Origin of the sequence: Marinobacter lipolyticus SM19, from assembly GCF_000397065.2 — a bacterium.
GTDB classification, from domain to species: domain Bacteria; phylum Pseudomonadota; class Gammaproteobacteria; order Pseudomonadales; family Oleiphilaceae; genus Marinobacter; species Marinobacter lipolyticus.
This window is the reverse complement of sequence record NZ_KE007317.1, coordinates 329,064-355,313: the sequence shown is the minus strand read 5'-3', so window position 1 is coordinate 355,313 and position 26,250 is coordinate 329,064. Positions and strand designations below refer to the sequence as shown.

General features: G+C 55.2%; 33 protein-coding genes and 1 tRNA gene. 11 read left to right on the top strand and 23 right to left on the bottom strand.

From position 1 onward, the window contains the following. Positions 1-69 precede the first annotated feature (69 nt). From nfuA to MARLIPOL_RS08045, 3 genes are all read left to right on the top strand, one after another. Complete coding sequence (gene nfuA / locus MARLIPOL_RS08055) at positions 70-657, top strand: Fe-S biogenesis protein NfuA (protein WP_012137558.1); 588 nt, start codon at positions 70-72, stop codon at positions 655-657. 206 nt (positions 658-863) lie between these two features. Then, positions 864-2,096: a hypothetical protein gene (locus MARLIPOL_RS08050; RefSeq protein WP_012137557.1), complete on the top strand. Its 1,233-nt coding sequence runs from the start codon at positions 864-866 to the stop codon at positions 2,094-2,096. Positions 2,097-2,128: 32 nt separating this feature from the next. Continuing rightward, complete coding sequence (locus MARLIPOL_RS08045) at positions 2,129-2,476, top strand: hypothetical protein (protein ID WP_012137556.1); 348 nt, start codon at positions 2,129-2,131, stop codon at positions 2,474-2,476. Here MARLIPOL_RS08045 and MARLIPOL_RS08040 read toward each other — a convergent pair. The 5 genes from MARLIPOL_RS08040 to MARLIPOL_RS08020 form a co-directional block, all read right to left on the bottom strand. Beyond that, positions 2,473-2,790 carry a TusE/DsrC/DsvC family sulfur relay protein gene (locus MARLIPOL_RS08040; protein ID WP_036190972.1) on the bottom strand — a complete coding sequence of 106 codons (318 nt, stop codon included), beginning with the start codon at positions 2,788-2,790 and terminating at the stop codon, positions 2,473-2,475. The two genes, MARLIPOL_RS08045 and MARLIPOL_RS08040, sit on opposite strands and share 4 nt — an antisense overlap. A 3-nt stretch (positions 2,791-2,793) precedes the next feature. Further along, the gene (gene tusB, locus MARLIPOL_RS08035; protein ID WP_036190971.1) at positions 2,794-3,066 is read right to left on the bottom strand and encodes a sulfurtransferase complex subunit TusB; all 273 of its coding nucleotides are present in this window, start codon (positions 3,064-3,066) and stop codon (positions 2,794-2,796) included. A 33-nt stretch (positions 3,067-3,099) separates the two neighbouring features. Further along, the gene (locus tag MARLIPOL_RS08030; protein WP_012137553.1) at positions 3,100-3,450 is read right to left on the bottom strand and encodes a DsrE family protein; all 351 of its coding nucleotides are present in this window, start codon (positions 3,448-3,450) and stop codon (positions 3,100-3,102) included. A 3-nt stretch (positions 3,451-3,453) separates the two neighbouring features. Beyond that, entirely contained in the window at positions 3,454-3,879 is a 426-nt protein-coding gene (tusD, locus tag MARLIPOL_RS08025; protein ID WP_012137552.1) for a sulfurtransferase complex subunit TusD, read from the bottom strand. Positions 3,880-3,982: 103 nt separating this feature from the next. Then, positions 3,983-4,681: a Bax inhibitor-1/YccA family protein gene (locus MARLIPOL_RS08020; RefSeq protein ID WP_012137551.1), complete on the bottom strand. Its 699-nt coding sequence runs from the start codon at positions 4,679-4,681 to the stop codon at positions 3,983-3,985. 210 nt (positions 4,682-4,891) lie between these two features. Between MARLIPOL_RS08020 and MARLIPOL_RS08015 the strand changes: the two genes are divergently transcribed. Further along, positions 4,892-4,982 (top strand) — tRNA-Ser (locus MARLIPOL_RS08015). Between the two features lie 26 nt (positions 4,983-5,008). Here the strand turns inward: MARLIPOL_RS08015 and MARLIPOL_RS08010 are convergent. The 7 genes from MARLIPOL_RS08010 to MARLIPOL_RS07980 form a co-directional block, all read right to left on the bottom strand. Then, positions 5,009-5,962, bottom strand: coding sequence for a 5-oxoprolinase subunit C family protein (locus MARLIPOL_RS08010; RefSeq protein ID WP_012137550.1), 954 nt, complete (start codon positions 5,960-5,962; stop codon positions 5,009-5,011). Continuing rightward, positions 5,959-6,651, bottom strand: a complete 693-nt coding sequence (pxpB, locus tag MARLIPOL_RS08005; protein ID WP_012137549.1) for a 5-oxoprolinase subunit PxpB — start codon at positions 6,649-6,651, stop codon at positions 5,959-5,961. The genes MARLIPOL_RS08010 and pxpB overlap by 4 nt, the downstream gene beginning before the upstream one ends. Beyond that, a complete protein-coding gene (locus MARLIPOL_RS08000) occupies positions 6,648-7,385 on the bottom strand; it encodes a 5-oxoprolinase subunit PxpA (RefSeq protein WP_012137548.1) in 738 nt (245 codons plus the stop codon). The genes pxpB and MARLIPOL_RS08000 overlap by 4 nt, the downstream gene beginning before the upstream one ends. A 13-nt stretch (positions 7,386-7,398) precedes the next feature. Beyond that, positions 7,399-8,508, bottom strand: a complete 1,110-nt coding sequence (gene hemH, locus MARLIPOL_RS07995) for a ferrochelatase (protein ID WP_012137547.1) — start codon at positions 8,506-8,508, stop codon at positions 7,399-7,401. 49 nt (positions 8,509-8,557) lie between these two features. Then, positions 8,558-8,989 (bottom strand): TIGR01244 family sulfur transferase, encoded by a 432-nt coding sequence (locus MARLIPOL_RS07990; protein WP_012137546.1) that lies wholly within the window; start codon positions 8,987-8,989, stop codon positions 8,558-8,560. Positions 8,990-9,092: 103 nt separating this feature from the next. Then, a complete protein-coding gene (locus MARLIPOL_RS07985; protein ID WP_012137545.1) occupies positions 9,093-9,521 on the bottom strand; it encodes a DUF6691 family protein in 429 nt (142 codons plus the stop codon). A gap of 4 nt (positions 9,522-9,525) precedes the next feature. Then, positions 9,526-10,098 (bottom strand): YeeE/YedE family protein, encoded by a 573-nt coding sequence (locus MARLIPOL_RS07980; RefSeq protein WP_082446099.1) that lies wholly within the window; start codon positions 10,096-10,098, stop codon positions 9,526-9,528. A 237-nt stretch (positions 10,099-10,335) separates the two neighbouring features. Here MARLIPOL_RS07980 and MARLIPOL_RS07975 point away from each other — a divergent pair, with 237 nt between their 5' ends. Beyond that, positions 10,336-10,755 carry a phasin family protein gene (locus MARLIPOL_RS07975; RefSeq protein WP_012137543.1) on the top strand — a complete coding sequence of 140 codons (420 nt, stop codon included), beginning with the start codon at positions 10,336-10,338 and terminating at the stop codon, positions 10,753-10,755. Between the two features lie 12 nt (positions 10,756-10,767). Here the strand turns inward: MARLIPOL_RS07975 and MARLIPOL_RS07970 are convergent, their stop codons facing one another. The 10 genes from MARLIPOL_RS07970 to MARLIPOL_RS07925 all read right to left on the bottom strand — a co-directional run bounded on the left by MARLIPOL_RS07970 (position 10,768) and on the right by MARLIPOL_RS07925 (position 19,248). After that, the gene (locus MARLIPOL_RS07970; protein ID WP_012137542.1) at positions 10,768-11,397 is read right to left on the bottom strand and encodes a TetR/AcrR family transcriptional regulator; all 630 of its coding nucleotides are present in this window, start codon (positions 11,395-11,397) and stop codon (positions 10,768-10,770) included. A 19-nt stretch (positions 11,398-11,416) separates the two neighbouring features. Beyond that, the gene (gene xthA / locus MARLIPOL_RS07965; protein WP_012137541.1) at positions 11,417-12,229 is read right to left on the bottom strand and encodes an exodeoxyribonuclease III; all 813 of its coding nucleotides are present in this window, start codon (positions 12,227-12,229) and stop codon (positions 11,417-11,419) included. A gap of 99 nt (positions 12,230-12,328) precedes the next feature. Next, on the bottom strand, positions 12,329-13,072 hold the full coding sequence (locus tag MARLIPOL_RS07960) for a hypothetical protein (RefSeq protein WP_012137540.1): 744 nt from the start codon (positions 13,070-13,072) through the stop codon (positions 12,329-12,331). Next, on the bottom strand, positions 13,069-13,590 hold the full coding sequence (locus tag MARLIPOL_RS07955; RefSeq protein ID WP_012137539.1) for a DUF2878 domain-containing protein: 522 nt from the start codon (positions 13,588-13,590) through the stop codon (positions 13,069-13,071). The genes MARLIPOL_RS07960 and MARLIPOL_RS07955 overlap by 4 nt, the downstream gene beginning before the upstream one ends. Continuing rightward, positions 13,587-14,858 (bottom strand): SAM-dependent methyltransferase, encoded by a 1,272-nt coding sequence (locus MARLIPOL_RS07950; RefSeq protein WP_012137538.1) that lies wholly within the window; start codon positions 14,856-14,858, stop codon positions 13,587-13,589. The genes MARLIPOL_RS07955 and MARLIPOL_RS07950 overlap by 4 nt, the downstream gene beginning before the upstream one ends. Continuing rightward, positions 14,846-15,730, bottom strand: coding sequence for a DUF1365 domain-containing protein (locus tag MARLIPOL_RS07945; RefSeq protein WP_036191109.1), 885 nt, complete (start codon positions 15,728-15,730; stop codon positions 14,846-14,848). Before MARLIPOL_RS07945 ends, MARLIPOL_RS07950 begins: the two co-directional genes overlap by 13 nt. A gap of 38 nt (positions 15,731-15,768) precedes the next feature. Next, positions 15,769-17,034 (bottom strand): NAD(P)/FAD-dependent oxidoreductase, encoded by a 1,266-nt coding sequence (locus tag MARLIPOL_RS07940; protein ID WP_012137536.1) that lies wholly within the window; start codon positions 17,032-17,034, stop codon positions 15,769-15,771. 14 nt (positions 17,035-17,048) lie between these two features. Beyond that, positions 17,049-17,831: an SDR family NAD(P)-dependent oxidoreductase gene (locus tag MARLIPOL_RS07935; RefSeq protein ID WP_012137535.1), complete on the bottom strand. Its 783-nt coding sequence runs from the start codon at positions 17,829-17,831 to the stop codon at positions 17,049-17,051. After that, positions 17,828-18,295, bottom strand: coding sequence for a nuclear transport factor 2 family protein (locus MARLIPOL_RS07930; protein ID WP_012137534.1), 468 nt, complete (start codon positions 18,293-18,295; stop codon positions 17,828-17,830). The genes MARLIPOL_RS07935 and MARLIPOL_RS07930 overlap by 4 nt, the downstream gene beginning before the upstream one ends. After that, a complete protein-coding gene (locus MARLIPOL_RS07925) occupies positions 18,292-19,248 on the bottom strand; it encodes an acyl-CoA desaturase (RefSeq protein ID WP_012137533.1) in 957 nt (318 codons plus the stop codon). Before MARLIPOL_RS07925 ends, MARLIPOL_RS07930 begins: the two co-directional genes overlap by 4 nt. A 108-nt stretch (positions 19,249-19,356) precedes the next feature. Between MARLIPOL_RS07925 and MARLIPOL_RS07920 the strand changes: the two genes are divergently transcribed. Beyond that, positions 19,357-20,373 (top strand): NAD(P)/FAD-dependent oxidoreductase, encoded by a 1,017-nt coding sequence (locus tag MARLIPOL_RS07920; protein ID WP_036190969.1) that lies wholly within the window; start codon positions 19,357-19,359, stop codon positions 20,371-20,373. A gap of 33 nt (positions 20,374-20,406) precedes the next feature. Here MARLIPOL_RS07920 and MARLIPOL_RS07915 read toward each other — a convergent pair whose 3' ends face one another. Continuing rightward, positions 20,407-21,867: an HD domain-containing protein gene (locus MARLIPOL_RS07915; protein WP_012137530.1), complete on the bottom strand. Its 1,461-nt coding sequence runs from the start codon at positions 21,865-21,867 to the stop codon at positions 20,407-20,409. A 114-nt stretch (positions 21,868-21,981) separates the two neighbouring features. Here MARLIPOL_RS07915 and MARLIPOL_RS07910 point away from each other — a divergent pair, with 114 nt between their 5' ends. The 5 genes from MARLIPOL_RS07910 to MARLIPOL_RS07890 all read left to right on the top strand — a co-directional run bounded on the left by MARLIPOL_RS07910 (position 21,982) and on the right by MARLIPOL_RS07890 (position 26,250). Beyond that, the gene (locus MARLIPOL_RS07910) at positions 21,982-23,196 is read left to right on the top strand and encodes a PP2C family protein-serine/threonine phosphatase (protein ID WP_012137529.1); all 1,215 of its coding nucleotides are present in this window, start codon (positions 21,982-21,984) and stop codon (positions 23,194-23,196) included. Between the two features lie 13 nt (positions 23,197-23,209). Beyond that, positions 23,210-23,701 carry an STAS domain-containing protein gene (locus tag MARLIPOL_RS07905; protein WP_012137528.1) on the top strand — a complete coding sequence of 164 codons (492 nt, stop codon included), beginning with the start codon at positions 23,210-23,212 and terminating at the stop codon, positions 23,699-23,701. Positions 23,702-23,770: 69 nt separating this feature from the next. Then, on the top strand, positions 23,771-24,838 hold the full coding sequence (locus tag MARLIPOL_RS07900; RefSeq protein ID WP_012137527.1) for an NAD(P)H-dependent glycerol-3-phosphate dehydrogenase: 1,068 nt from the start codon (positions 23,771-23,773) through the stop codon (positions 24,836-24,838). A 25-nt stretch (positions 24,839-24,863) separates the two neighbouring features. Beyond that, positions 24,864-25,313, top strand: coding sequence for a SixA phosphatase family protein (locus MARLIPOL_RS07895; RefSeq protein ID WP_012137526.1), 450 nt, complete (start codon positions 24,864-24,866; stop codon positions 25,311-25,313). Between the two features lie 40 nt (positions 25,314-25,353). Continuing rightward, positions 25,354-26,250: a radical SAM protein gene (locus MARLIPOL_RS07890; RefSeq protein ID WP_012137525.1), complete on the top strand. Its 897-nt coding sequence runs from the start codon at positions 25,354-25,356 to the stop codon at positions 26,248-26,250.

Below are 26,250 nucleotides of genomic sequence, written 5' to 3'. Positions count from 1 at the left end.
TTTACTTGGTCTTTCATGTTCAGGCGAACTCCCTTAAAATGAACTGAAACTTTCAAACGGGTTGAAAACATGGCATTGGTTACTGTGACTGATCCCGCACGGGATTACCTGGCACAACTTATCGAAAAGCAGGACGTGGAAGGCATGGGCGTGCGGATCTTCGTGACCCAGCCCGGCACCAAGAATGCCGAAACCTGTCTGGCCTATTGCCCACCCAATGAAGTTGTTCCAACGGATGAACAGCTGGATATGGGTAAATTTACCCTGTTCCTGGACCATAATTCGGTACCCTTCCTTGAGGAAGCGTATGTCGATTACTCCAAGGACCAGATGGGAGGTCAGCTCACCATTAAGGCGCCCAACGCCAAAGTGCCGAAAATTGATGACGACGCTCCACTGCCGGACCGTGTGAATTATATACTGGCCTCCGAGATTAACCCCAATCTCGCCGCTCACGGTGGGGATGTCTCTCTGGTGGAGATTGTCGAAGAATCTGTCGCCGTGCTCCGCTTCGGCGGCGGTTGTCAGGGCTGTAGCGCTGTCAGTCTGACGCTCAAACAGGGTGTGGAGAGTACGCTGAAGGAACGTGTTCCCGAGATTACGGCTGTCAGGGATGTAACGGATCATACCGTGACCGAAAACGCTTACTACCAGTAAATTTCTGTCCATAGTCTGACGCCCGGTTCCAGCTAACAAGTTGCTGGAATCGGGTATCCTTTCCGCTGCTGCCGCATTACCCCCGCTTGATTGGCTGCTCGGCCAATGCTCTTGCAATTCAATTACTTCATGATCTGTCACACAATCAAGAACTACGGACGGGTACCATGCCTGTCTGATAAATAAGGCGCACTCGCGGGGAACGCATGCCTGCGACATTTACATTACCGGGGTTTGATTTGTTCGACGTTGCACTTCTCACTGTGCCAATGATGGCGGCGATCGTTGGCTGGTTTACCAACTGGCTCGCCATTCAGATGTCCTTTTATCCGGTCCAGTTTATTGGAATCGGCGCCATCGGCTGGCAGGGCGTTATTCCCCGCAAGTCTGAGAAAATGGCACACATCTGTATTGATCGGACCCTGCAGCAATTCGGGGATCTCAATGCTGTTTATCGGAAGCTGGAGCCCCATCGCATCGTTGAGCAGGTCGTCGCCCAGGTACATCCGCGGCTTGATGAATACATTGATGAAGTCATGTACGAGATTCAGCCTGTCCTCTGGGATAACCTGCCGCTGTTCCTGAGAAACCGTATCTATGAATGGGCGAGGGAGCAGCTGCCCTCACGCATTGAGTCGCTGGTGGAAGATTTCGGGGATGATCTGAACGACCTGGTCGATCTCAAGGCCCTGTTGAGTCGCGAACTCGAACATCATCCTGACCTGATGAACCGGATCTTCCAGCAGGCCGGTTCAGTCGAATTGCGCTCTGTTATAAATCGTGGGGCCATTATTGGTGGCCTGCTCGGTGCGATTCTGGCCTCGCTTTGGGCGAAGTATCCGGAGCCCTGGCTTCTGCCGTTAGGCGGTTTTGCGGTTGGTTTCCTGACAAACTGGCTGGCGATTAACCTCATTTTCAGCCCGCTGAAGCCCAGACGGCTCTTGTTCTGGAAAGTCCAGGGTCTGTTTCTGAGGCGGCAACCGGAGATCAGTGATGTGTGGGCGCGCCTGGTCGCAGAAGAGCTGATAACCGTTGAAAAAGTGGCTGATGCGATGATTAACGGTAACCACGGCGATCGCACCCGAGCCATAATCCAGAAGCACCTGCGACCGTTACTGGATAATTCAGTGACGATGAAAATTACCGCGCAGGTGGCTGTCGGAATGACAGGCTACACGGAACTGAAAAAAGCGATGAACCAGAAGGCGGTCGGTGCTACCCGGGACGTCTTCGGCGATCCGGCATTCAACCGGGAGCGGGCTCCTGTGGTTGCTGAGGTGCTTGCAGGGCAGATGAAATCCCTGAAGCCATCGGAATTCCAGGACATACTTCGCCCGGCCTTCCGGGAGGAAGAAGTTCAGTTGATGGTTGTTGGTGGGCTGTTTGGTGCCGTGGCGGGCCTCCTGCAGTTTGTTGCCCTGAACAACCTGCTATTGTAATCAGCCATAAACTACCCCTAGGAGAGCCACGCATGGAATTCGGATTAATGTTACTGGCCCAGGCCAGCATCACCGCCCTGGTCGTATTGGGTGTACTGGCTGGCTTCTGGTTCAAGGTTGTGCGTCCTTACCTGGATCGAAAGGTCGAAGAGTTGATTGAAGCCTCGCGTGAAATCGAGCCGGGTGTTACGCGCGGGGTGAAAGCCGGCGTGGCAGAAACCCTTAGAGAACTGCCTGAAAGCACCGTCAAGGAATCCACTCGCCAGTTCCTGAAGTTCGGTTCAGGGTTATTTGAGAATGGGCTGAGCAGTTTTCTGGGCAGCGCTGCAGACCTGGAGCGCCAATCCCGGGGGAATGGCGCTGATCAGCGGCCGGATTAAAGGCAATTGGTCGGGCGGGGCAGTCCGGCAATACGGCAGGCTGTTTTGGCCGGCGTTCCGGGGAACAGTTGCATCAAATAAATGCTGTTTCCTTTCGCCTCGCCAAAGGCTTCCTTCACCGCTTTGACGAACAGGCGGTTTGAAGGAGGAGATATTTCATGTTCGTTGTAAAAATCCCTCAGAAACATAATGATTTCCCAGTGATTTTCAGATAGATCGATTGCATCTTCAGAAGCAATTTCCCGCGCAATATCTGTTGTCCATGCAGAGGCATCTTCCAGAAACCCCTCGTTGTTACGAATAACCATTGTCATGATTTACCAGCTGATAACCCGTTGCGCCTGAATGGTGAGAGAGACCATATCATCGAAGGTGACCTGGCCGGAAATATCCTGTTCTGGATCAATCGCTCTGGCACGAAGATCCTCCTGCAACGCATAAACGGTCTCTGGCAGTGTGATGGTTGAATCTGCGAGAGCAGTGACGGCATTGCCGGTCAACAGGATTGCATCCTGCTCACCCATCATTCCCAGACATTCACGAAACCGTGTGTGGCCCGGCGACTTGCTTATAATATGGAGTGTGTGCATAACAGTTGTATCCAGTTGGAGGCGGGCGATGCCTTAGCCTGAAAACGCGACGTGTTGGTACTGTTGCAACGTCGCGCCTGTATTATCAATCCGGGTTACGCCATTAATCAGATTGTCTTCATTGAGGCCGAATCGATGGCAGGCCGCGGTATCTGCCAGAAGCGATTCGACTCCGAAAATGCTGGCTGCTGCCAGGTTCCGTTCAACTGATTTCTGGTTAATACCGCCGGGTTCCTGCCCCTGTTTCAGCCAGAGTACGCCAGCATCGATAAATAACAGCGACACCGGCTGATCAAAAGCCGCCAGCGAGAAAGCCATATCCAGGCTCTCACGTCCTCCCCAGCTACCGTAGGGGGGCTGATCAATGACAATCAGCGTGTGCATGATTCAGGCTCCACCGTGGAAATAGATAACGCGGGACGATTGAGCGCTGCTCTTGATCGTACTCTCCACCCACTCGCCGAGGCCGGCAATTTCAAAAGGTGTCGCAAGATTGCTGGCAGGCAGTTGGTAGCGTCTCTGCTCGGACTCGTTAACCAGGCCTCGCCTGAGTGCCGAGGCGATACAGGCAACGGCGGGTACCGAATGTTCCTGCAGGAAGTCGCTCCAGGCCCGTGTCCAGTTGATTTCGTCCGAGGGCGGTGACGGCAATGATGAGGCCAGATGGACGCCATCTCCGTAAAGGAATACCCGATCAATGGTATGGCCGGCCCTGAGGGCTGCCTGGGCGAATCCAAGCGCGGTTTCTGGCGCCTGGGAGCTGTAAGGGGCGCCGGTAATGACCAGCGTGAACGTATGGTTGTCTGCAGGCATCTGTAACGGTCAATTCCGATGAGGTCAGGTTATCAAGTGTACCGAAAGCAAAAGCCCCGGCAAATGCCGGGGCTTTCAGACCAAATCAATATTCGATCATTGATCAGTCTTCGCCGCTGAACGCCATCAACAGGTGTAGCAGGCTGACGAAGAGGTTGTAGATGGATACATACAGCCCCACCGTGGCGATCACGTAGTTACGCTCGCCACCCTTGATGATCTGGGAAGTCTCGAACAGGATCATGATCGAAGCAAAGATGGTGAAGCCCGCGGATACCGCCAGGTGCAGCACGGAGCTTTGCATGAAGAAAGCCAGCAGCATGGCGCCGATCAGCACAAATGCACCAGCAGTCAGGAAGCTGGACATGAAGCTGAAGTCTTTCTTTGTGATGATTGCTGTCGCCGATAGCCCGACAAACGCCACAGCGGTCAATGTGAGTGCCTGAGCCACAATCTGTGAGGCGCCGGCCGCCACGAATGCACCGATAATCGGGCCCAGGGTATAGCCCATGAAACCGGTCAGGGCGAACGTGGTCAGAATGCCCCAGGGGCTGTTCTTCAGTTTATAGGTGGCAAACAGCAGGCCAATATAGCCAACGATGGTGATCAGGAATCCCGGGTGAGTGCCGTTCATGTTCAGGAAGGCAGTCAGAGCCGAGAAGGCCAGGGTCATACCCAGCAGCATATAGGTGTTGCGCAACACCTTCATGGCATCTGCACTGATGCCAGTGGTCGCGCGCTCAGTCTGGGGAGCGGAGTAGGCCCCCTGATTATTGCGAACGCCGAATCGTCTGTCTTCCATTGTCATCTCCGTTGGTAAAACTTCTGGTCACTGACACCACTATAATGTCACTACCGCAACTTTCAATCATTTACGACAGAAAAGCACGTAACAGATTCCATTAAAAGCTGTTAATGTTCAAATTTCCGGTCGACTTCATGCAGGGCGTTGACAGGGCAGGCAATTCCGGTATCATGCTCACCGCTGTCGCAATGACGGCGATGGAAAAACGGTGGGCTGGCAGAGTGGCTGAATGCAGCGGTCTTGAAAACCGCCGAAGGTTAGTAGCCTTCCCGGGGTTCGAATCCCTGGCCCACCGCCATTTTCCTCTTCTTTGCAGTAACGTCCTTATATCCATACCAGATCCGCTCCATCGGAATTCCAACGGGTTTCGCTAAAGAAGCGGTGAAAAACAACCCGCTCGTTCTGGACATCGGCAAGGTTGGCAAAACAGAATTCCAGTTCCTGTCCCGGCAGTCTCTGGGCCAGTTCTCCGGCATCCAGGGCGCCGAGGGTGCCTGGTTTCGGATACCCCCCAATCGTTTGGCAATCATTCAACAAAACAATAGGTTTACCGTCACCGGGAATCTGCACCGATCCCACAGCAATGCCTTCGGAAATAATTCCTTCCGGTGCCCGCTCCAGCGCCGGTCCGTCGAGTCTGAATCCCATCCGATCCGATTGGTTACTGACGCGGTAAGTGTTGGTTGTCAGTCTCAGCAGGTCTTCCTGGTGGAACAATGAGTACTGAGCTGCTGGCACCAGTCGCAGGGTCAGCCGGTCAGAATAGTGGCCACGGAAACGTTCCGGGACCTGTCGAGGCTGATATCTGGCCGTGGCGTGTACAGGTGAGAGGATGTCTCCCTTCTGGATCGCCTCTATACCCTCAATCTGTTCCCGCACGACCACGGATCGTGAGCCAAACCAGGTGGTCGTATCAAAGCCTCCGGGGGTCGCGAGATAGGTGATCCTTCCGGAGCGGGTGGGATCGACGGCGATGGTATCGCCTTTATGAAGTTGAACCGTCTGCCAGCCGTCCGCAGTATTGCCGTTCACGCGGATGCTGGTCGCAGCACCCGCCACTGCAATGACCATGTCGGTTTCGGCCTCAGCTTCAAATCCTCCGAGTAATATTTCGACGCACGCGCAATTGGCGGGATTGTCCAGCAGTTTGTTGGCCCAGCTAAAGCTGTGAATGTCCAGCGCACCACCCGCTGAGAGACCGTGCCTGCGATATCCCCGCCGACCGGAATCCTGCACAGTGGCGCGGGCCCCAGGGTTGATAACGCGAAGCCCGCTCACAGCTCACCGCCCAGTTTCAGGAACCGCTCACGGGATACCGCATGAAAGCTCACGAGATCGCCGACGTTGAGCAGAGACAGGTTGACGGGATCGAACAGGCTGACAGGGCTCCTGCCAATCAGTTGCCAACCGCCGGGGGAGACTTTGGGGTAAACCGCAGTTTGACGGTTGGCAATGCCCACGCTTCCTGCAGGCACTCGTGCGCGGGGGGTGTCCTTTCGGGGTGCAGCTATGGCGGGCTCTACCTCGCCCATAAATGCGAAACCCGGGGCAAAACCGATCGCATAAACGGTGTATTTCCGACCGCTATGAAAGTTGATGACATCATCAACACTGAGGCGGTTGTTCCGGGCGATCCATTCCAGGTCCGGGCCGGTTTCCGGGCTGTAATATACCGGGATGTCGTGGGTGACCTGGCCGGACGAGTCGCCGTAGGGGCTGTCTGGCACGGTTTCACTGGCTTTTCGAAGAGAGCTGTTCAGGTGTGCCTCAACTCCTCGGAAATCAATCCTCACAGGATCGTAGATCACCAGCAAAGTGGTGTAAGAGGGCACAAGGTCTACCAACCAGTCATCACTACTTGCGTCTATCAGGTTACACAATCGGGCAATGTGGCGTGGCAAGGTATCACTGATATCGTCGGCAAGGGTGATCAGTACGCTGTCTTCGGAGACTGGCGAGATCTTCATTGCGCTGATTGCAGGGCGTCTCGTATGGCGCGAACCGCCGCCAGTGCGTTGTCATTGTCGCCATGGACGCAAAGGCTGTCCGCCGGCAGCTCGAGCCATTGTCCATTGACGCTGGTGATGCCGCCCTTCGTGGCAAATGACAGGGCCTGGTCGACAATACGTTGCGGATCATGATGAACCGCGCCTTCCAGCTTTCTGGATACCAGTTGCCCCTGATCATCGTAGGCGCGGTCGGCGAAGGCTTCCAGCAAGAGCGGTATGCCTACTCGTCCGGCCAGCTCCTGGTGCCTTCTGTAGTGAGTGGTGACCGGTATCATCAGTGGCAGGTTGGTGTGGTAGGTCCGGACAGCTTCCATCACCGCTCGCAAAATGGTGGCATCCCTCATCATGTCATTGTTCAGGGCGCCATGAGGTTTGACGTAACTCAGCAGCAGGCCCTCAGCCCGGCACAAACCCTCCAGGGCGCCGAGCTGGTACAACATCAGTGCCTGGATCTCTTCCGGGGAGTGAACGATTGAACGTCGTCCAAAACCGACAATGTCATGATAAGATGGGTGGGCGCCTACCTCTACCTTGTGCCGAGCCGCCAGGGCAACGGTCTGGCGAATCACCATCGGGTCTGCCGCGTGGAAGCCGCAGGCCACGTTCGCCATGTCGATCAGGGGCATAACGTGCTCATCCTGCCCCATACGCCATGGGCCGTAACTTTCACCAAGGTCGCAGTTCAGTTTCATCGTTCATGCACCTTCAGAAAGTTCTGTCCGGGTACACCACATTCTTCTGTTGTTGCGCCAGGACATCCCGATGTTGCAGTGCCTCCGGGCTGTTGTCCGGAACGGTCCAGCCCTTGAGATTATCTTCTATCAATCTGACCAAAGCATCAATATGCCCGGGAGACGCATTCAGGGCGGGGATGTAACTAAAGCCCTGGCCGCCGGATTCCATAAAATACTCGCGGTTCTCTTCGTTGATTTCCTCAATGGTCTCGAGACAATCCGAGGAAAAGCCGGGACAAAACACATCAATGGATGTGATGTCTTTTCCGGGCAGGGCCTTGAGGGTTTCATCGGTGTATGGCTTTAACCATTCCTCTCTCCCGAAGCGGGACTGGAAAGTGGTCAGGTATTCGTCTGCTCCCAGGCCCAGGCACTCCGCGAGCAATCGCGATGTCTTGTGGCATTCGCAGTGGTATGGATCGCCCTTTTTCAGGTATTTCAAAGGAATACCGTGGTAAGACAGAATAAGCTTCTGGTTCCGTCCATGCTGCTCCCAATGAGCCCGGATGTGGGCCGCCATTGCCTCAATGTAAGGCGGGTAATCCGGATAATGGGAGATGAAGCGCAGATCCGGGAGCCAGCGCCTGCGTGTAAAGTCCTTTGCGATGGCGTCGAAGGTTGAAGCCGAGGTCGACGCCGAGTACTGGGGATAGAGCGGAAGAACGATCAGTTTGCGGACGCCCTGATCCTGCATCTCATCCAGCACCTTGGCAATAGAGGGATTGCCATAACGCATGGCAAAACCGACGACAATGTGATTGCCATACTTCCTGGCCAGAATCTTTCGAATACCTTCAGCCTGGTTTGCGGTATGCGTCAGCAGCGGTGATCCCTCAGGCTGCCACACCCCGGCGTAGGCTTTAGTGGATTTCCGTGGCCGAATTCTGAGGATGATGCCGTGCAGTATCAGCCACCAGATGGGGCGGGGAAGTTCCACCACCCGTGGGTCAGACAGGAATTCACCGAGGTAACGTCGAAGCGCGGAAGGGGTCGGAGCATCCGGCGTACCGAGATTGGTGACCAGTACACCAAGCTTCTCAGGCTGCCGGTGGTTAAAGTTTTCTATTCCTTTGTACTGCATTTGCTGATTCCTGGCTGGCGATTGATGGCATGGGCCGTTCTGGTCCGCGTCAGCCCTGCCTGGCTGCCTGCTGTGCGAGCCTGGGAGCCAGACCGCCAATGTCATAACCGGCATTGCGAGCCTTGGTGAAAATGACCTCGACGGGGGTGTTGCGGGCTGCGCTCAGGGCCCACAGAGCCGTGCAACGGGTGCCTGAACGACAGAAGGCCAATACGGGGGTTTCGGCCTGCTGGATCATGGGTGCGAACTGATCCACATCCTGGTCGGTGATATTGCCGGATTCCACGGGCAAATACACCCAGTTGAGACCGTGTTCGCGGGCGGCGGCTTCAAGCTCGGCCATAGGCGGTTGCCCGGGCTCCTCATGGTCCGGTCGGTTGGCAACCAGAGTCCTGAATCCCAGTCTGGCAATTTCCGCTACGTCGTCGACGGCAATCTGGGGAGCCACGGTTATCTGATCATCGATCTTTCTAAGGTCCATAATGCAAACAAGCCTTTGAAGGTGAGTTGAAAAATATGCCGCAATGATGACATAGCAGAACGGATCTTTCAGAGCGGCCAGGTACTATTTTACCGGAAAATGTTTACTGGGTGCGGCGGCGACTGCTCTCGATCATTTCAAAGATCACCATACCTGCAATCATCGATGCGACAAATACCGCAGCTTTGATTTCGCCTGCCCCCAGTGCGACCAGTCCTGGCCCCGGGCAAAAACCCGCAATCCCCCAACCAGCACCGAACATCAGGCTGCCGATCACCAGGCGAGTATCAACTCGGTCGCTTGCTGGTAATTTCATGTGGAACCCGAGAAAACTGAGCGTTCTTTTGCGGGCAATTGCAAAGGCAAAAAAGCCAACAAGGATTGCTCCTCCCATCACAAAGGCCAGGGAGGGATCCCAGAGGCCAGCAATGTCGAGGAATCCGAGCACTTTTTCAGGATTCGCCATCCCTGAAATAAGCAGGCCCAGACCGAAAACGAGTCCGGCACCGAATGCTGAGAGCGAATACTTCATGTTCTTAACCTCCGAATGCGTGACGAATCAGGTATACGGTCACGAAGCCTGTACCCATGAAGGATAGCGTGGCCACCAGTGAGCGCGGAGAAAGGCGTGAAAGACCGCATACGCCATGTCCGCTGGTGCAGCCAGAACCGTATCGAGTGCCGACCCCAACCAACAGACCGGCGGCGATGATGGCAGGGTAGTCGGCCTCGATTCTTATGGCAGGCAGCTCAGTCATCATGAGCCAGGCGACAGGTGCGCCTACCAGCCCGAGGATGAATGCAATCCGCCATCCGATATCGCCAGAACGAGGCGCAAGGAGCCCGCCAAGAACTCCGCTGATACCGGCAATGCGACCGTTGAGCAGAACAAAGCTGGCGGCTGCCAGTCCGATCAAAAGGCCTCCTGTAAGGGCAGACCAGGGAGTGAAACTGTTCCACGAGATGTCGATCATTGAGTGCTCCTTCGGATGTGGGGACAGCCTGAAATTATAAATGGAATAAGCATAGATGTAATAGATATATGTGCCGATTGAGCAAAAAAAAGCCCGGCACTGGTGGCCGGGCAGAGGCGTGCGAGTAGTATCCATGAAAGACTTCCAGACAAACCGGCATCAGCAGGGACACCGGTATAGGGAAGTATTGACTATAATTTGTACACTTCAAGCCGCAGTCGCTTTACTTTGAAAACATTTTTTCATATTGATTGGGTGCTTATACTGCCGCCGGTCGTTGTGCGGGTTACAGGCGCGTACTATCCACTGAAATTCACCATCGCCTGTAATACAATGGTGCCACTATGCAGTTTTGAGCCCCGAGGTTGTTACATGTCTGATGATGAAAACGAAAACAAGCCCCATAATGATCCGCAGCTGGCGGGCAAAATAAAGGATTCCGCGCGTCAGATCTGGCTGGCGGGACTGGGGGCCTACACCAAGGCCGAAGAAGACGCCGGTCGATTCTTCGAGCGACTGGTCCAGGAGGGCGAGCAGTTAGAGGACAAAACCCGCGGCGTGGTTGAGAAACAGATCAAGACCGTCGAGGATCGGGTGGGCGATGTTCGTGAGCGTGCCACCGGTACCTGGGATAAGCTGGAACATATGTTCGACCAGCGGGTATCCGGAGCGTTGCGGCGGTTGGGCATCCACCGCCGTGAGGAAATAGACGCCCTGGAACATCGTATCGAAGCTCTGGAGGCCGAGTTACGCCGTTTGCGGGGTGACATCGGGGATGATTCCGAGGAGTAACGCGAAGCAGTGTTACAGGTAGTCCTGGCTCATCAGGCAAACCTGTTCTTTTTCATCGGGGCCGAGGTACGGCAGCAATAATTGCATCATCTGGTAGACGCCCCGGCCGGGATCGACTGCATCCCGGTCATCCAGATGGGAAAGGCTGTCATAACTGCTCCAATAACAGGCTGTTAGCGTCAACTGTTCACAAAGAGATGAAAGTTGGCTGTCGCTGATGTTCATCATGCCCTGACGCTGCAGGCTTCCGCAAATGGTGGCAAATGCTGCTGTTTTCTTTTTCAGTATCCGCTTGAATCTGTTTTGCAGTTGGTCGTACCGGGACAGGACGTTGACCAGGTCCTGGTACAGAAAACGGTACCGCGCGACCGTTTCGAACAGCAGGTGGAGAAAGAAGCTCTGCTGATCAAGGCTGATCTCCACGTCCTCCGGCACCGCGAGCAAGTCAATCATCTCGTCTTCGTAACGATCAAACAGTTCTCCGACGATATCGCCCTTGCTTTTGAAGTGGTAGTAAAGGTTGCCGGGACTGATCTCCAGTTCGTCGGAGATCAGCAGGGTCGTGACATTGGGTTCACCAACGCCATTGAACAGCATCAGGCTGGCGTCGAGTATTCGGTCGCGGGTTTTGATTTTTTTCATGTCGCGGCCTGGTTGTGGATTAAAGATCGAAGCGGGCCCAGATCGGGCAGTGGTCCGACGGTCGCTCCATGGCGCGGATGTCATAGGACACACCGGCCTCCCTGGCCTTTGGTAACAGGCTGTCGCTGGCCATAATCAGGTCGATGCGCAGGCCCCGCTTGGGCTCCCGCTCAAATCCCCGGCTACGGTAGTCGAACCAGCTGAAGGTATCGGCTTCGTCGGGGTGGAGATGGCGGAAAACGTCAGTGTAACCACGGCTCTCGACCTGACCAAGCCATTCACGCTCTTCCGGGAGGAACGAACATTTGCCTGTGCGTAACCAGCGCTTGGCATTATCGGCCCCGATACCGATGTCTTTGTCGGTCGGTGAAATATTCATATCGCCCATGAGCACAATGTGGCCGCCTTCTGCTTTCAGTTCATCCAGATACCGCATCAGGTCACTGTAGAACTTTTCCTTGGCGGGAAACTTGACCGGATGGTCCCGGCTTTCACCCTGAGGGAAGTAGCCGTTAATAACAGTGATTTTCTCACCATTACGGGAAAATTGACCGGTAATCAGACGCCGCTGTGCGTCCTCGTCATCCCACGGGTAGCCTTTGGTCACTTTCTCTGGTTCCTGCCGCGACAGCAGCGCAACACCGTAATGGGTTTTCTGGCCATGGAAATGCACGTGATAGCCGAGTTCCCGGATCGCCTCTACGGGGAACTCCTCATCCTTCACCTTGGTTTCCTGAAGACCGATGACGTCCGGGTTCAGGGTGTTGATCACTTCTTCCAACTGGTGCAGGCGGGTACGGATACTATTGACGTTGAAGGAAACGAAGGTCATCGATGAACACTCTCTGATTAGCTGGCTCAGTGGTATGGGCTTTAGCGCAGGAGTTTACCACAGCCAACCGGGGATTCCGCCTTGGCTGAGAGGACGTGGTCATGGAGTCAGTTTACAGTCCGGCTGTCGGATGACGTTGTAGCGGATGTGGACGGTATAGTTACCGTCTTCGGATTTCCGGATATTGCTCAAGCCAATGTAGTCGGTGAGGGCGCCTGATTCGTTGTAGCCCAGGATGATAGGGTCTACCAGGAAACGCGCAATCATTCCTGAAGGTCTTATGCGAACGATGTGGGCTGCATCGGTCCTGTTGGTCGATGCCTCCTCCATCACGAACCCGTAATGCTCGCCACGGGTCGGGCCCAGAAAACGGAAGTTGACTGAGCGCCCAGAAACCACTGCATCCCAGTTGCGGCGTACGAAGTTATCGAAGCCTGCATCCACTACGACGGAATCGTTGAAGCTTACATTGAATGCTTCCGTTTTCCCTGACCGGGTCTGCCAACGAATGGCGAGGGTATCGTCATCAGCCTGTTTCACGATGAGAGATTCGTCGAATGCCCGCTGTTGGAAGGTCATTGCCGGGCGAAGCGGCGAGTGCTGGTAGTCCAGTTGCTTGGTGGCAAAGGTCCGTCCAGTGTCGGGCTCTCTGTAATCCACAGAATGTGTATCGGGTTGCCAGATACCACGGTGACAAGTTCCGGCCACAGTATGATGTTCTTCATAGACGAGGGAGCCGCTGTCGCTGGCCTTTCCAACGAACTGAAACGCTGACTCAGCAGCATATGCCCCGGTGGCCAGTAGCCAGGCCGCGGCCATTGACAGGGATTGGTGAGCCTTCATGATGCAAGCTCCGTGTATAGTGCGTTGCGAACCAGCAATAGCAAGGGGAACACCACCATCCACCCAAGAGCCAGTGCCACCAGTGACAGATTCATCATCGGCAATTCCACCGCTCCGAGCTGGCTGGCAGACCAGTACGCGAAGGGGCCAGCCATTGGCGCGAGCACCCAGGGCAACCATCGCTTTCGGCTCACCCATTGCAGCGAATGGCACAGGGTGGTCATGAACATGGCCCAGATTGCGACCAGCCAGACGGGGGTCAGCATGACCTCACCTGACTTGTCGGCCAGCACACCCGTCTGAAACCAGACGCCATCGAGGACACCGCCAACCACGGTACCGAAGCCTATAAATTGAGCTTCAACCCAGCGATGCTGACTGACCAGGACAAAATGCGCGATCAGTAAAAGCACGACGACGCCAGCCGCCAGCAGCCCGGGATACAGCACGCAAATCAGCCACCCGGCCTGGAACAGCAAAAAGTTCAGGATATTGCGAGCTGTTTCGGAGCGGATCATAGGCTCAGAATGTTCTCCCGTTTGTTGCCCGGCTTTGCCAGAACCAGCTGCGACACGCCAATTGCCCGCTCGCTGAAGCCAGCCTCACAATAGGCAAAGTAGAAATGCCACAGCCGACGGAATGCCTGGTCGTACCCCATGGCATCAAGATTCCTGCTGTTGGCCATAAACCTGTCACACCAGTCGTGTAGGGTGCGGGCATAGTGAAAACCAATGTCCTCGGCATGCGTCAGCACCAGATCGCTGCCTTTGCGAACAGATCCGAGAATGGCTCCGAAGGACGGAATGAAGCTACCGGGGAAGATGTAACGCTGGATAAAATCCACGTTACGTAAGGCGCGCTGATAACGCTGCTCCGGCATGTTGATGGCCTGAATCAGTGCAAGGCCATCCGGCTTCAAAAGACCGCTGATCTGGCTCAGGTAGCTGTCAAGGAACTGCGGCCCCACCGCCTCGATCATTTCGATGGACACCAGTTTGTCGAACTGGCCAACTAGGTCCCGGTAATCGTCGAACAACAGTGTAATGCGATCGGTCAGACCTTCCTCAGCGACCCGTTGCTTCGCCAAAGCCAGCTGTTCTTCCGATATGGTGGTCGTGGTCACGTGGCAGCCATAGTGCTTGGCCGCATGAATGGCAAATCCGCCCCAGCCAGTCCCGATCTCGATGACATTATCACCGGGTTGCAGATCCAGCTTGCGGCAGATGGTATCCAGTTTGTACACGGCTGCTTCGTCGAGGGTGCTTTCACGGCTTGGATAGATGGCCGAGGAATACGTCATGGTCGGATCCAGGAACGTTTCAAACAGGTCGTTTCCAAGATCGTAATGGGCGCTGATGTTCTTCCGTGAGCCGGTTTTGGTGTTCCGGTTCAACCAGTGCAAACTCTTCAATGCCGGCTTGGTGATCCAGCTGAAGCGATCTTCGAATGCGTTCATCCGGTCGACGTTACGGGTAAAAAAGCGGAGCAGGGCGACCAGATCCGGCGATTCCCAGTCCCCGGCGACCCAGGCCTCGGCGGCCCCCACGCTTCCGCCGGTGAGAAGATCACGCCAGGTGCTGTGGTGGCGGATAATCAGCTCAGCGGGGGCATATCTGGTGTTGCCGTCACCGAAGACGAGGTCGTCGGAGTCGCGTTCTCGTACCGTCAGGATGCCGTCCTTCAGCAACGCTAATTGCTGGCAAACCAGACGCTTGGCGACGCGGCTGGTGACCGGAACGGACGTACTGCCGGCGCCGGTTTCCAGTGAGGTATTCAGGTTCTCCATGAGCTCACCCTTCCACTTGTCTTGTCAGTGTTGTTTGTTTCAGTCACATCAAGCCCGCTGTCACTACTACCCAGCCGGAAAGCGGTATCGGATTCCTGCAGTTTGTCCGGGTGGGTGTAAAAGGGCGCACCCTTGAGTTTGAGCTTCAGGGCATGCCAATAAATGCCTGCAGCGACTTTCAGGGCTTCAAGAGGGAATTGCCGCAGGCTTTTGTGTAATTTTTTACGTGTCAGTGGGGTACGTTGGACTACCAGAGTGGCATCAAATTGCTTGCGACCTTCCTCGAGCACATTCATGTGAATCCGCAATTCGGGCCCACGGAAGCTGAAGGTCCATTGGTAGTGCTGGTCCATACCATTGAATGGTGACACGTGAAATCGTTTGCTGAATCCAAACCGCTCAGACCGCCAACCCGCCTGGCTTACATCACTGCCGATGGTTTCCAGGCAGTACACATGGCGCTCGTGCCAGGGAGTGTTGGTAATCTGTGCAAGAATAACCTTCGGGACCGCGCCGGTTTCAGGGTGGTCTCCCCGGGCATAACAGAAATAGAAACTGACCGGGTTGAATACGTATCCCAGGTAGCGGGGGTGGGTAATCAGTTCCACGGGGCCGTCTGGTCGCCATCCTGTCGCGGTCTCAACCTGATTCCTCACAGCACCTGACAGATCCCCGGACTCAGGATCAAAATAATCTGAACGATACAGCGACAGCCAATTGAAACGCTCCAGGGAGAACAGCTTACTGACCCGGGTAACACGCTCCCATTCGTCCAGGTTGAGGGCCAGCATCCCGGTGTTGTAACAAAACTCATGACCGACCGGGCTTTTACGGCGATGGCGAATACTGCCTTCAAGCCACTGACTGGACAGCGGGTGAACCACAGGATTGGCAGCATGCGTAGCCATACCTAGAGCTCCACCCCAAAGGCCTCAGTAACGCGAAGGGCGCTGCGGACGCCGTCCTCGTGGAATCCATTGAACCAGTAGGCCCCACAAAAATGACTGCGGTTGCGGTTGCCGATCTCTTCATAGCGGTTCTGAGCAGCCACCGCGTCGAGCGTAAACACCGGATGGGCGTATTCAAAACGTTTGATGATGCGGTCTTCGGCAATATCCCGGCTGCGATTCAAGGTGACGCAGAAGGTTTCCGGTGCATCGTGGAAGTTCTGCAAGATGTTCATGTTATAGGTGACTGAAACCGGTTCAGTCCTGTGCTCTGGCATGTAATAGTTCCAGGCAGCCCAGGCTCGCCGGTTTGATGGCAGTACCGAACTATCGGTATGAAGCACCACGTCGTTTTGTTGGTAGGCGATAGCTCCGAGGATGCTGCGTTCTTCATCTGTGGGGTCGGACAGCATGGCGAGCGCCTGGTCACTGTGACAGGCGAAGATCACCTGATCGAATTCGTGTTCCTGGTCCAGGCATGTGAGCAGGACCTTGTCCGGAAGCCGAGCGACAGAGCTGATCGGGCTATTCAAGTGCGTCCGATCCCCGAGCCTGTCCATCATTTTATTGACGTACTGCGCAGAGCCCCCCGAAATGACACGCCATGTCGGCCGGTCATCGACTGACAACATCCCGTGATTGTTGAAAAACTGCAGGAAGAAGCGAATCGGGAAGCTTTCCAGCACGACTTCCGGAGCAGACCAGATGGCCGCGCCCATGGGCACGATGTAATGATTACGGAAATAGCGAGAGTACCGGTTACGGTTCAGGTACTCGCCAAGCGTTTCTTCATCGGTAATCTCACCGGATCGGAGATCTGCACGGGTTTCCTTGTTGAACCGGAGAATTTCACGGATCATCTTCAGGAATGGCAGATTCAGCAGGTTTCTGCGCTGGGCAAACAGGGTGTCCAGGCTGGTTCCGTTGTACTGAAGGCCATTTGCGCGGCAGTCCACGCTGAAACTCATGTCGCTGACCTCCGAAGCCACACCAAGCCGATCCATCAATTTGATGAAGTTAGGGTAGGTCCAGTCGTTGAAAACGATAAAGCCCGTGTTTACCGGCCAATCCCGTCCTCCGGCCTGAACGTTTTCTGTGTTGGTATGGCCACCGGCATAATCACCGGCCTCAAAAAGCTGAACATCGTGGTGTTCAGACAAAAGCCAGGCAGCAGTGAGGCCGGAAACTCCGGCGCCAATGACAGCAATGCGCTGACGAGGTTCATTCATCTGGGTAATTCCTGTTAATGGTCACTTTGCCGGGCCATGGCTGCCGACATTCGATCAATGATTGAGCGGGGCAGAGCGCCCAGCAGGCGCAGTGTCCACGTAAAGCGTTTGGGGAACGCAATGTCATGCCGCCCGTTGGCCAGACCTTTCACTATTCGCTGGGCGGCGTCCTCGGCGGTCACCAGGAATGGCATGGGGAAATCGTTGCGGTCCGTCAGCGGTGTTTTTACGAAGCCGGGTGATACCACCACCACGTCTATGCCTTCGGCAGCCAGATCGGCTCTGAGCGCATAGGCGAAATAGCTGAGGGCAGCCTTGGAAGCGCCGTAGCCCTCGGCACGCCCGAACGGGAACCACCAGGCCGAGGAGCTCACAATAACCAGCGTTGCTGGTTGGCCCTTTGCTCGGGTCCGGCGGAGGGCGGGCAGGGCGATATCCAGACAGCGTGCGGTACCAACCACGTTGGTCTGAAGGTTGTTGGCGATAACATCGCTGTTGTAATCCCGTACGTCCAGGTACTCACAGGTGCCTGCGTTAAGGATCGCCATGTTCAGGTCGCCATGACTCTCCAGTTGCGGCGCTATGCTCTGGAGCTGCTGGCGATCCGTAGTATCGGCAGGAGCCACAATTACGCGGTCCGGTGACGCGGACTGAATGGCCTCCAAAGGCTCACTGCGCCTACCAGTCAGAATGAGCCGGTGGCTGTGCTCAAGCAGTGAGCGGGACACAGCCTCGCCAATGCCTGACCCGGCACCAGTGATCCAGATATTGGAGGGGGCCCCCAGTCTTCTTCTCATGCCGCGTGCTTCCTGATCGAGCGAATAACCCGGCCAACGAGGGGAAGGTGTTCATACAATAACTGCCCGGCGTCGAAGTAATCCCGGTGGTGAGTTACCTTGCCGTTACAAATGATCAGGTTGCTCATGCCATCGACTCGGATTTCCCGACCCCGACGAATGCGTTTGTGCCGCAGCCGCATGACCCACGGAATCGCCACCTTCCCCCCTGCGACGACGGGGTCACCGAAATCGAACTGGCAAGACAAGACGTTGGCGTACGCGCCTGCAAAGTAATGGGTCAGGTGATCCAGTCCGGACACCGAAGACAGTGGATCCTGAAACTTTACTGTTTCACTGTACACCGACGAGAGCGTACTCAGGTTGCCGGCGTCGAGAGAATTGAACAGTTCCTGGAATCGTTCGAGGGTTGCCTTGACGGCGGAGTTCCTTGTGCCAACTTCAATAACCGGGGCGGTGCTCACGGTTGCTTCCTCTTTTGTTCATCAAGTGTGCGGGTTTCTTCCTGAATGTGTCGTGGAATCCGGTTGAGATCCCATACGATGCCGAGTTTTGACAGTATCCATAGTCCATACCAGGTCATATCGATTTCGTACCAACGAAAGCCCTGGCGAACTGACTGGGGCCAGCGGTGATGGTTGTTATGCCAGCCTTCTCCCAGCGTAAGAAGGGCGAGCCAGAAATTGTTACGACTGTCATCCGGGGTATCGAACCGGCGCTTGCCCCAGACATGGGACAGTGAGTTGATGGAAACGGTGGCGTGGAACAACGCGACCGTTGAGATGAAAAAGCCCCAGACCAGTAACTGCAGCCCATTGGTCCCAAGGCCGGGAGCCCAGGCTGCAAGCGCTTCTCCAACGACATAGATCAACACGGCCGCTGCCGCGGGTACCAGAGAGTCGAAACGGTTAACGAAGCGCAATTCCGGGAACTTCATCCAGTCCTTTACGCGTCTCTCATCCATCGAGAAACCGGCATCACAGGTAAACCAGCCGGCATGAGACCACCAGAAGCCCCCATGGTGCGGGGAGTGCAGGTCCTCCTCCTGATCGGAATGCTGGTGATGGTGACGATGATGTGCTGCCCACCAGAGAGGACCGCGCTGCGCGGCACTGGCACCGAGGATTGCAAAGACAAGTTGCGCCGGACGACTGGTTTTGAACGTTTTGTGGGCAAAGTAACGGTGGTAAAAACCGGTTATGGCAAACATTCGAAGGATAAAAAAGCCCAGGCCGAAAGCCAGTGCGAATCCGCTGACTCCAGTAAAGAGGGCCAGCAGGCACGCAAGGTGTAACGCAATGAATGGGATGACCCGTACCACGTTGAATGATCGTGATGTAGAGTCAATGTGATCCGAACCGGCGGAGGAATCGAACCATCTCAGAATGTTTGTTAGCCAGTATTGCGCTCGGGTCATACCCAGACTGCCCTTGTTTCGTGAGTAACTGTTAAGAATTCAGATAACCGTAAGTTGAAATGCCTGTTCTGAATTACGTTTAAACACTCGCTTTTGGATGCACCATCAATGACGAATCATCAGAATAGCCAGTGCCTTGATATACGCCGAATAGCGGTGGTTGGTTCAGGTGTGGCCGGCTTGTCTGCCGCAATTTTGCTGGAACAGCAGAATCACAGCGTGACTGTCTTCGAAAAAAGCCGCGGCCCAGGCGGTCGTTTGGCTGCCAAACGGGTTACTGGCGGGTCTGCGGACATTGGAGCGCAGTATTTCACAATCCGAAATCCGGAGTTCAGAACCTTTCTTGAGAAAAATGCAGGGAATGACTGTTTCGGCCCATGGCAGGGGCGTTTTGGTTTTCAGCATCCGGATGGGCATTGGCAGGCTTTTCCTGCTGAGACACGCTATGTTGGCATTCCAAGGATGACGGCTATCAGCCGCGCGCTGGCCTCGGATATCGACGTCCGGGCGGAAGTGCGTATTGATACTATGGCCCGGAAAGACAGAAAGTGGTATCTGACAGATACGTTTTCGCGGCATTACGGGCCTTTTGATCAGGTAATTGTTACCGCGCCTCCCGCCCAGGCTCGCGACCTGTTTACGAACAGTGGCCTGATGAATCTGGCCTCGGCACTGGACGGGGCTGTGCCTGCCGTTCAGCCATGCTGGGCCGTGGCGGTTCATTTTGAGTCCGCGCCAGGGGCGGAATTTGAAGGCATGCGTCCGCACAACGGCGTTCTGTCCTGGCTTGCTAATAATTCCAGCAAGCCGGGCCGCGAGGACCACGGGCAGTGGTGGGTTCTCCACGCAACATCGCAATGGTCTGCGGAACACGTGGAAACTCATGCGGATCAGGTGATTGACGTTATGCTCGACGCCTTCAGGGAGATTACCGGTTTTGACTCAATGCCTGACGAGACTGTTCCCCATCGTTGGCTATACGCGCGCTCCGACGGCGACGACCACCCGGGGTGCCTGTGGTTTCCGGCCGAGGGTATTGGCCTGGCCGGGGACTGGCTCTCGGGCGGACGGGTAGAAGGCGCCTTTGACAGTGCCAGCGAGCTGGTGAGAACCATGAATCAGTAACAACGGGACGTCGCGTACGCTAACGCTCCACCTTTATTTCGTCACATCGGGTTGGAGATAAAAGTGAGTAATGGTGTCGTCACTGAACTTGCTGAAGAACGCACTGACTTTCGTGATCTTGCGTAGCGACCGCTTGCGGTTGATCGGCGCCCGGACCAACACCTTTATGCCGTTGAAGTTCTCCTGAATATTGGAAAACCGTGCGCGCATGGAGCAGGTAACCACCCGTGCAGGATCCAGTTTCAGTTCCTTTGCCAGCCACTGGCTATGATTCTCAATACCCTTGGCCGTCAGGTCTTCCCGGGTATCGAGGTGGTTAAGCTTGATCCGGTCAACAATGCACCGGGAGAAACTTTTGGGGTGCTGGCGGGCTACCTTGCGGAATGCCTCCCAGAAAAAATTGTCCGTTAGCTCGGCAAAATAGTGCATGTTGCTGAGGCAGGTATCGACCCACTCAAAGCTCTCCGGGTCTTCCAGAACTTCATTGATCGCCTCCCGCAGCAGCCAGTCAAAACCGAGGGCGGTTTTGTGGGCGTACACCTTGCGATACATCTGGTGGCGGCTGTAGACAAAATCCTCCAGGGCGCCGAGGCCTTTCTGGGTGATGGCCAGCCCAAGCCAGGGCTCCGACACATCCCACCCGAACCGCAGATTGCTGAGCAGGTGGTCCAGATTAAATCCACCAATGGTTACTGACGAGTGAAAACCATCCCTGAGCATGTAGTCAGCCCGGTCGGCGTCGATTTCTCCGGATACGATGGAAGAGAGCAGGTCCATTACCAGTCGGGGTATGTCGGCATCACTGAGGGCACCTGAGTGGGCCTCGTCACCGGCGATGAAGGCCCAGAATGTGCGGGCGTGATTACAGAACGCCTCACTGGGCTGCACATCGGTGGTCTCCATGATGCCGATCACGTCTCGAGCGTCCAGCCCGGCGGCCTGGATATCAATATCCGCCAATACTTCATGGGCAACCCGAACTGAATAATGTTCATGCTCGAGTTCCCCGGGTTGGCTACTGTGGTAGGCGGAAAAATCCACTCCTTCCCAGAGGTCTTCAAATCGGCCCGGGCGGGACATTAAATCGCGGATACGGCGAGCCTGAGTGAACTGATGGGAAAAGCTTGAGTGTCCACTATCGTGCAGCAGGCAGCCCAGGCGAATAGTCTTGGCCAGGTAATCAATGGCATCCAGCTGGCTCAGGCTCAGATCGGTTTTTTCGCTCAGTTGCTTCTCCCGAAGGTAGGCATCGATCATCGAGCGGAACATGCGGGTGCCAACATGCATGACACCAATGCTGTGGAGAAACCGGGAATGAGTCGCCCCGGGGAACACAAGGCTGAGAATGTCGTTCTGGCAGATATTGCGCAGACGTTGGAACAAGGGGTGGTCAATGACCCGGATTTCATGGCGGTAAAGCGGAATACCGCCGTGAACCGGGTCCATGATCAGCTTGTCATAAGCTCCGAGAAGATCGTTTACGGCGCGCCTCATTTCCGGATTTCTCCCAAAATCATCAAACTTGCCTTGTTATATCACAGGGTCGTGCCAGAATAGGCGTTAAGTACCCGATTTATCCTTTACCGATGGTAGTTTAGGGCAGAAGCCATGACTTCGCGCACCGAGCGCATACTAATAATTGACGCCGATGAAAAGGCGCGCACCGAACTGAGCCGGCACCTTGAAACTCGAGGCTTCTACGTGAACGGGTGTCGGGACATCCGCGCGGCAACCAGGATGTTTGCTCAATCGATCCCGGACGTTATCTTTGTGGACATACCGCCCGAAGAAATCCGCGAACTGACGTCCCGGCTGGAAGACCTGGAAACCTTTACCCCCATTGTGGCCTGTTCCGACACGGCGGAATCGGTAGCTGTGGTGAATGCCCTGCGTGCCGGTGCGGCCGATTTTCTCCTGAAGAACTGCTCCGATGATAAGGCCGCGCTGGACGATGTCATCGGCAAGCTCTTTGACAGGGTACGGATTAATCGTCTGAACCAACTGTATCGTCAGGAACTGGAAGAAGCGAACCGGGATCTGCGAAACGGTATTGCGGAATTAAGAGCAGACCAGCGGGCGGGGCGCAAGGTGCAGTTGCGCATGCTGCCGGACAATGACCAGAAGCTGGCTAACCTCAGCGTTTCTCACCTGATCAAACCGTCCCTGTATCTGAGCGGAGATTTCCTGGACTATTTCCGGATATCTGCAGACAAAGTGCTGGTCTATATTGCTGACGTCTCCGGACACGGCGCCAGCTCGGCGTTCGTCACGGTGTTGCTGAAAAATCTCACCAACCGACTTCAGCGTAATCTCCGCCGTGGATCCAGTGATGACATCCTGTATCCCGATCGTTTTCTGGAGAGGATTAATTCGGAGTTGTTGGATACCGGGCTCGGTAAACACGTAACTGTATTTGTTGGCATAATCTCCGTGAATGAGCGTAAATTGAATTATGCGGTAGGCGCTCATTTTCCTATGCCGATCCTGTCCTTTGAAGGCGGCGAGACGGCTTTTCTGGAGGGAAGTGGATTGCCGGTAGGTTTGTTTGAATCACCAGAATGGGAAGTGTACGAAGTGCCACTTGAGAAACCGTTCCGGCTGATCCTGTTTTCGGATGGCATTCTGGAAGTCATCCCGGCAAAAAGCCTGGATGAAAAGGAGCAGACACTACTTGAACTCGTGTCAGGAGGTCGTCACACTATCGCATCTCTGAACGAGGCTCTGAATCTTGACGCGATTACAGAGTTGCCGGACGATATCGCGATCGTTTCGGTTACCGATACGGATATGGTATCTGGTTCGGAAAACACGTCGTCGAATTAGTGGCAGTGTAAATATGGCTGGTTACAAGATCCTGCAAGCCGAAAATCAGGGTATTTACCTCCTGAAGTTTATTGGGGAAATCCGGCTGAACCTTTGTTCAACGCTGGACAATCTGGTTGAGTCCATTACCCAGGATCCCGAATTCAAAACGGTGGTGATCGATCTTACCGAATGCGAGATCATCGATAGCACCACTCTGGGCCTGCTGGCAAAGATCGCCATGGCCGCCCAGAAACGAAGCCATTTCCTGCCCACACTGGTTTCCACCAACCCCGACATTACCCGAATCATCACTTCCATGGGTTTCGACAAGATTTTCATCATTGTTCGTGAGCCCGCATCCCGGATTGAAGAACTTGAGGAAATTCCCGTACTGCGTGCCAGTGAACAACAGGTTCGCGATAAAGTGCTGGACGCCCACCGCGTACTGATGGGTCTGAACAGCCGTAATAGGGAAGAGTTCAAGAATCTGGTTCGCGCCCTGGAATGTGAAGAACACGGCTGATCACGGCCACGTCTCCTGTGAGCATGGCAGCCGCGACCTCATCTGATCCAATAAAAGAACGGACGAACTATGCCTGATCAAAAAGACCCGCAAACAACAGGGGCGTCCTCCACTGGCCGTGATGTGGCCGTATTGGGCGGTGGCAGCTTTGGCACTGCTATGAGTAAGGTGCTGGCGGACAATGGCCACACCGTGCATTTCTGGATGCGAGACAAAACTCAAGTCGAAGAGATCCGCAATACTGACGTTAACAGCCGATACATGCCGGGAGTCAAGCTGGAAGGCGACGTTCAGCCGACTACGGATCTGGCAGGAGCCGTTGACAAGGCCGAGGTAGTATTTCTGGCCATCCCGAGCAAGGCATTTCGAGCTGTAATCCGGGAGCACAGCAAGGATTTTGCGGATGGTCAGATCGTTATCAGCCTTACCAAGGGTATCGAGGAGCTCGGCTTCAAGTTAATGAGTGAAATTCTCCAGGAAGAGATTCCGCGTTGCCGCATCGGCGTCCTGAGTGGGCCCAACCTGGCGGGGGAGATCGTTAACAAGGACCTGACCGCAACCGTTATCGCGGCAAAGGATCCGGAAGTTCGTCGCGCCGTACAGGACCTCCTGGGGTGTGAGTATTTTCGGGTCTATGCCAATGTGGACGTTTATGGGGTTGAGTTGGCTGGCGCGCTCAAAAACATCTATGCCATCGTTTCCGGCCTGGCTGCCGCGCTTGACCTTGGGGAGAACGCCAAGGCCATGCTGATTACCCGCGGGCTGGCGGAAATGAGCCGGTTTGCGGTCAGCCTTGGTGCCAACCCAATGACCTTTATGGGGCTGGCTGGTGTCGGTGACCTGGTTGTGACCTGTACCTCTCCGAAAAGCCGGAATTATCGTGTCGGTTATGCGGTCGGTAAGGGCAAGAAGCTGGATGACGCGGTGGCAGAACTGGGGCAGGTAGCCGAGGGCATTTACACCCTCAAGCTGGTGAAGGAAAAGTCGGAAGCAATTGGCATTTACATGCCCCTTGTGAGAGGGCTGTACGAAATTCTGTACGATGGCGCTTCGATCAGCGCGGTCATTAACAGCTTGATGATGTCGGTCCAGAATTCCGATGTGGAATTTATTTTGCCCCGGACCATTAGCCAATAACCGTCATGTCAGCCGGAGGTAGCCCGTGCATCTGATCGTTATGCGCCATGGTGAAGCCGGGTGGCACACCATTGACCAGGAACGCGAACTGACTGAAGCAGGGCGTGCATCGGTTGCCTCCGTCGCTGCGGATATTGCCGAATCCCCCTGGCGCCCGGAGATTGTCTGGTGTAGCCCGTTGGTTCGTGCCAGGCAGACGGCGGCCATTATGTCCGAGATCATCAATTGTCCGGTGATCGAGAAAGACTTCATAACGCCGGACGATGACCCTGGGCGCTGCCTGGACGAATTGCTGGAAGTGGTGACGTCGCCGCTGATGCTGGTCTCGCACATGCCGTTCGTTGGTGCCTTATCCACCTTGTTGGTGGATGGGCATCGCCGTGGTATTCCGTTCATGACCTCACAGGCGGTTCTTCTGGAAATGCCGGTAGTGGGGCCTGGATGCGCGGATATCCGGGCCCAGTTCCTGCCCTGATTCAGGCGAGTTAAAGCGAAAGAGAGTGCTCGATTCCTATATGTACAGTTTTCCAATTGATTACATAGAACCCGTCTTCCGTCCGCCCAGTGAGGCGAAATCGCTCATTCTGCCTGTCACCAACGGCTGCTCATGGAATAAATGCACCTTCTGCGAGATGTACACACAGCCTCAGAAAAAGTTCAGGGCACGGAAGCCGGAAGAGGTGCGCGAAGATATTGAGAAGGCTGCAAAAAGCCTGGGCGGAGTGCGCCGAGTGTTCCTCGCGGACGGCGATGCCATGGTGTTACCCACACGCAGGCTGCTGGAGATCCTGGCAGACCTGAAAGCCGCGTTTCCTGAACTGCAACGGATTTCCAGTTATTGCCTACCCAGGAATCTTGCCAAAAAGACCGTCGAGGAGCTGGCTCAACTGCGTGAGGCAGGACTGAAGATATTGTATGTGGGGATGGAGTCCGGAGACGACGAGATCCTGCGTCGGGTCAACAAGGGCGAAACCGGTGAATCCACCCGTTCCGCACTCCTGAAAATCCGTGAGGCGGGTCTGACCAGTTCGGTCATGGTCCTTAACGGTCTTGGCGGTGAGGTTCTTTCGGAACAGCATGCTATCAATACCGCAAAACTGTGCAATGACACCCAGCCGGATTACCTGTCTACACTGGTGGTGAGTTTTCCGCAGGGGGAGGAGCGTTTCCGGGAGGGATTTGGCGAGGATTTTGTTCCTCTCAATCAGGACGGCCTGTTTCGGGAGATCCAGCTCTTTCTTGAGCATCTGGAGCTGGAAAAGACCATCTTCCGCAGCGATCACGCGTCCAACTATCTGGTGTTGAAAGGCACCCTGGGACGTGACAAACAACGATTACTGGACGAAGTAAACCTGGCAATAAACAGCCCCGGCGCGGCAGCATTGCGCCCGGAGTGGATGAGAGGGCTATAA

Bases quoted from the DNA above. Each gene is read 5' to 3' on its own strand.
- nfuA (WP_012137558.1), top strand. From the start codon at position 70: ATGGCATTGGTTACTGTGACTGATCCCGCACGGGATTACCTGGCACAA.
- MARLIPOL_RS08050 (WP_012137557.1), top strand. From the start codon at position 864: ATGCCTGCGACATTTACATTACCGGGGTTTGATTTGTTCGACGTTGCA.
- MARLIPOL_RS08045 (WP_012137556.1), top strand. From the start codon at position 2,129: ATGGAATTCGGATTAATGTTACTGGCCCAGGCCAGCATCACCGCCCTG.
- MARLIPOL_RS08040 (WP_036190972.1), bottom strand. From the start codon at position 2,790: ATGACAATGGTTATTCGTAACAACGAGGGGTTTCTGGAAGATGCCTCT.
- tusB (WP_036190971.1), bottom strand. From the start codon at position 3,066: ATGCACACACTCCATATTATAAGCAAGTCGCCGGGCCACACACGGTTT.
- MARLIPOL_RS08030 (WP_012137553.1), bottom strand. From the start codon at position 3,450: ATGCACACGCTGATTGTCATTGATCAGCCCCCCTACGGTAGCTGGGGA.
- tusD (WP_012137552.1), bottom strand. From the start codon at position 3,879: ATGCCTGCAGACAACCATACGTTCACGCTGGTCATTACCGGCGCCCCT.
- MARLIPOL_RS08020 (WP_012137551.1), bottom strand. From the start codon at position 4,681: ATGGAAGACAGACGATTCGGCGTTCGCAATAATCAGGGGGCCTACTCC.
- pxpB (WP_012137549.1), bottom strand. From the start codon at position 6,651: ATGAAGATCTCGCCAGTCTCCGAAGACAGCGTACTGATCACCCTTGCC.
- MARLIPOL_RS08000 (WP_012137548.1), bottom strand. From the start codon at position 7,385: ATGAAACTGAACTGCGACCTTGGTGAAAGTTACGGCCCATGGCGTATG.
- hemH (WP_012137547.1), bottom strand. From the start codon at position 8,508: ATGCAGTACAAAGGAATAGAAAACTTTAACCACCGGCAGCCTGAGAAG.
- MARLIPOL_RS07990 (WP_012137546.1), bottom strand. From the start codon at position 8,989: ATGGACCTTAGAAAGATCGATGATCAGATAACCGTGGCTCCCCAGATT.
- MARLIPOL_RS07985 (WP_012137545.1), bottom strand. From the start codon at position 9,521: ATGAAGTATTCGCTCTCAGCATTCGGTGCCGGACTCGTTTTCGGTCTG.
- MARLIPOL_RS07980 (WP_082446099.1), bottom strand. From the start codon at position 10,098: ATGGATACTACTCGCACGCCTCTGCCCGGCCACCAGTGCCGGGCTTTT.
- MARLIPOL_RS07975 (WP_012137543.1), top strand. From the start codon at position 10,336: ATGTCTGATGATGAAAACGAAAACAAGCCCCATAATGATCCGCAGCTG.
- MARLIPOL_RS07970 (WP_012137542.1), bottom strand. From the start codon at position 11,397: ATGAAAAAAATCAAAACCCGCGACCGAATACTCGACGCCAGCCTGATG.
- xthA (WP_012137541.1), bottom strand. From the start codon at position 12,229: ATGACCTTCGTTTCCTTCAACGTCAATAGTATCCGTACCCGCCTGCAC.
- MARLIPOL_RS07960 (WP_012137540.1), bottom strand. From the start codon at position 13,072: ATGAAGGCTCACCAATCCCTGTCAATGGCCGCGGCCTGGCTACTGGCC.
- MARLIPOL_RS07955 (WP_012137539.1), bottom strand. From the start codon at position 13,590: ATGATCCGCTCCGAAACAGCTCGCAATATCCTGAACTTTTTGCTGTTC.
- MARLIPOL_RS07950 (WP_012137538.1), bottom strand. From the start codon at position 14,858: ATGGAGAACCTGAATACCTCACTGGAAACCGGCGCCGGCAGTACGTCC.
- MARLIPOL_RS07940 (WP_012137536.1), bottom strand. From the start codon at position 17,034: ATGAATGAACCTCGTCAGCGCATTGCTGTCATTGGCGCCGGAGTTTCC.
- MARLIPOL_RS07935 (WP_012137535.1), bottom strand. From the start codon at position 17,831: ATGAGAAGAAGACTGGGGGCCCCCTCCAATATCTGGATCACTGGTGCC.
- MARLIPOL_RS07925 (WP_012137533.1), bottom strand. From the start codon at position 19,248: ATGACCCGAGCGCAATACTGGCTAACAAACATTCTGAGATGGTTCGAT.
- MARLIPOL_RS07920 (WP_036190969.1), top strand. From the start codon at position 19,357: ATGACGAATCATCAGAATAGCCAGTGCCTTGATATACGCCGAATAGCG.
- MARLIPOL_RS07915 (WP_012137530.1), bottom strand. From the start codon at position 21,867: ATGAGGCGCGCCGTAAACGATCTTCTCGGAGCTTATGACAAGCTGATC.
- MARLIPOL_RS07910 (WP_012137529.1), top strand. From the start codon at position 21,982: ATGACTTCGCGCACCGAGCGCATACTAATAATTGACGCCGATGAAAAG.
- MARLIPOL_RS07905 (WP_012137528.1), top strand. From the start codon at position 23,210: ATGGCTGGTTACAAGATCCTGCAAGCCGAAAATCAGGGTATTTACCTC.
- MARLIPOL_RS07900 (WP_012137527.1), top strand. From the start codon at position 23,771: ATGCCTGATCAAAAAGACCCGCAAACAACAGGGGCGTCCTCCACTGGC.
- MARLIPOL_RS07890 (WP_012137525.1), top strand. From the start codon at position 25,354: ATGTACAGTTTTCCAATTGATTACATAGAACCCGTCTTCCGTCCGCCC.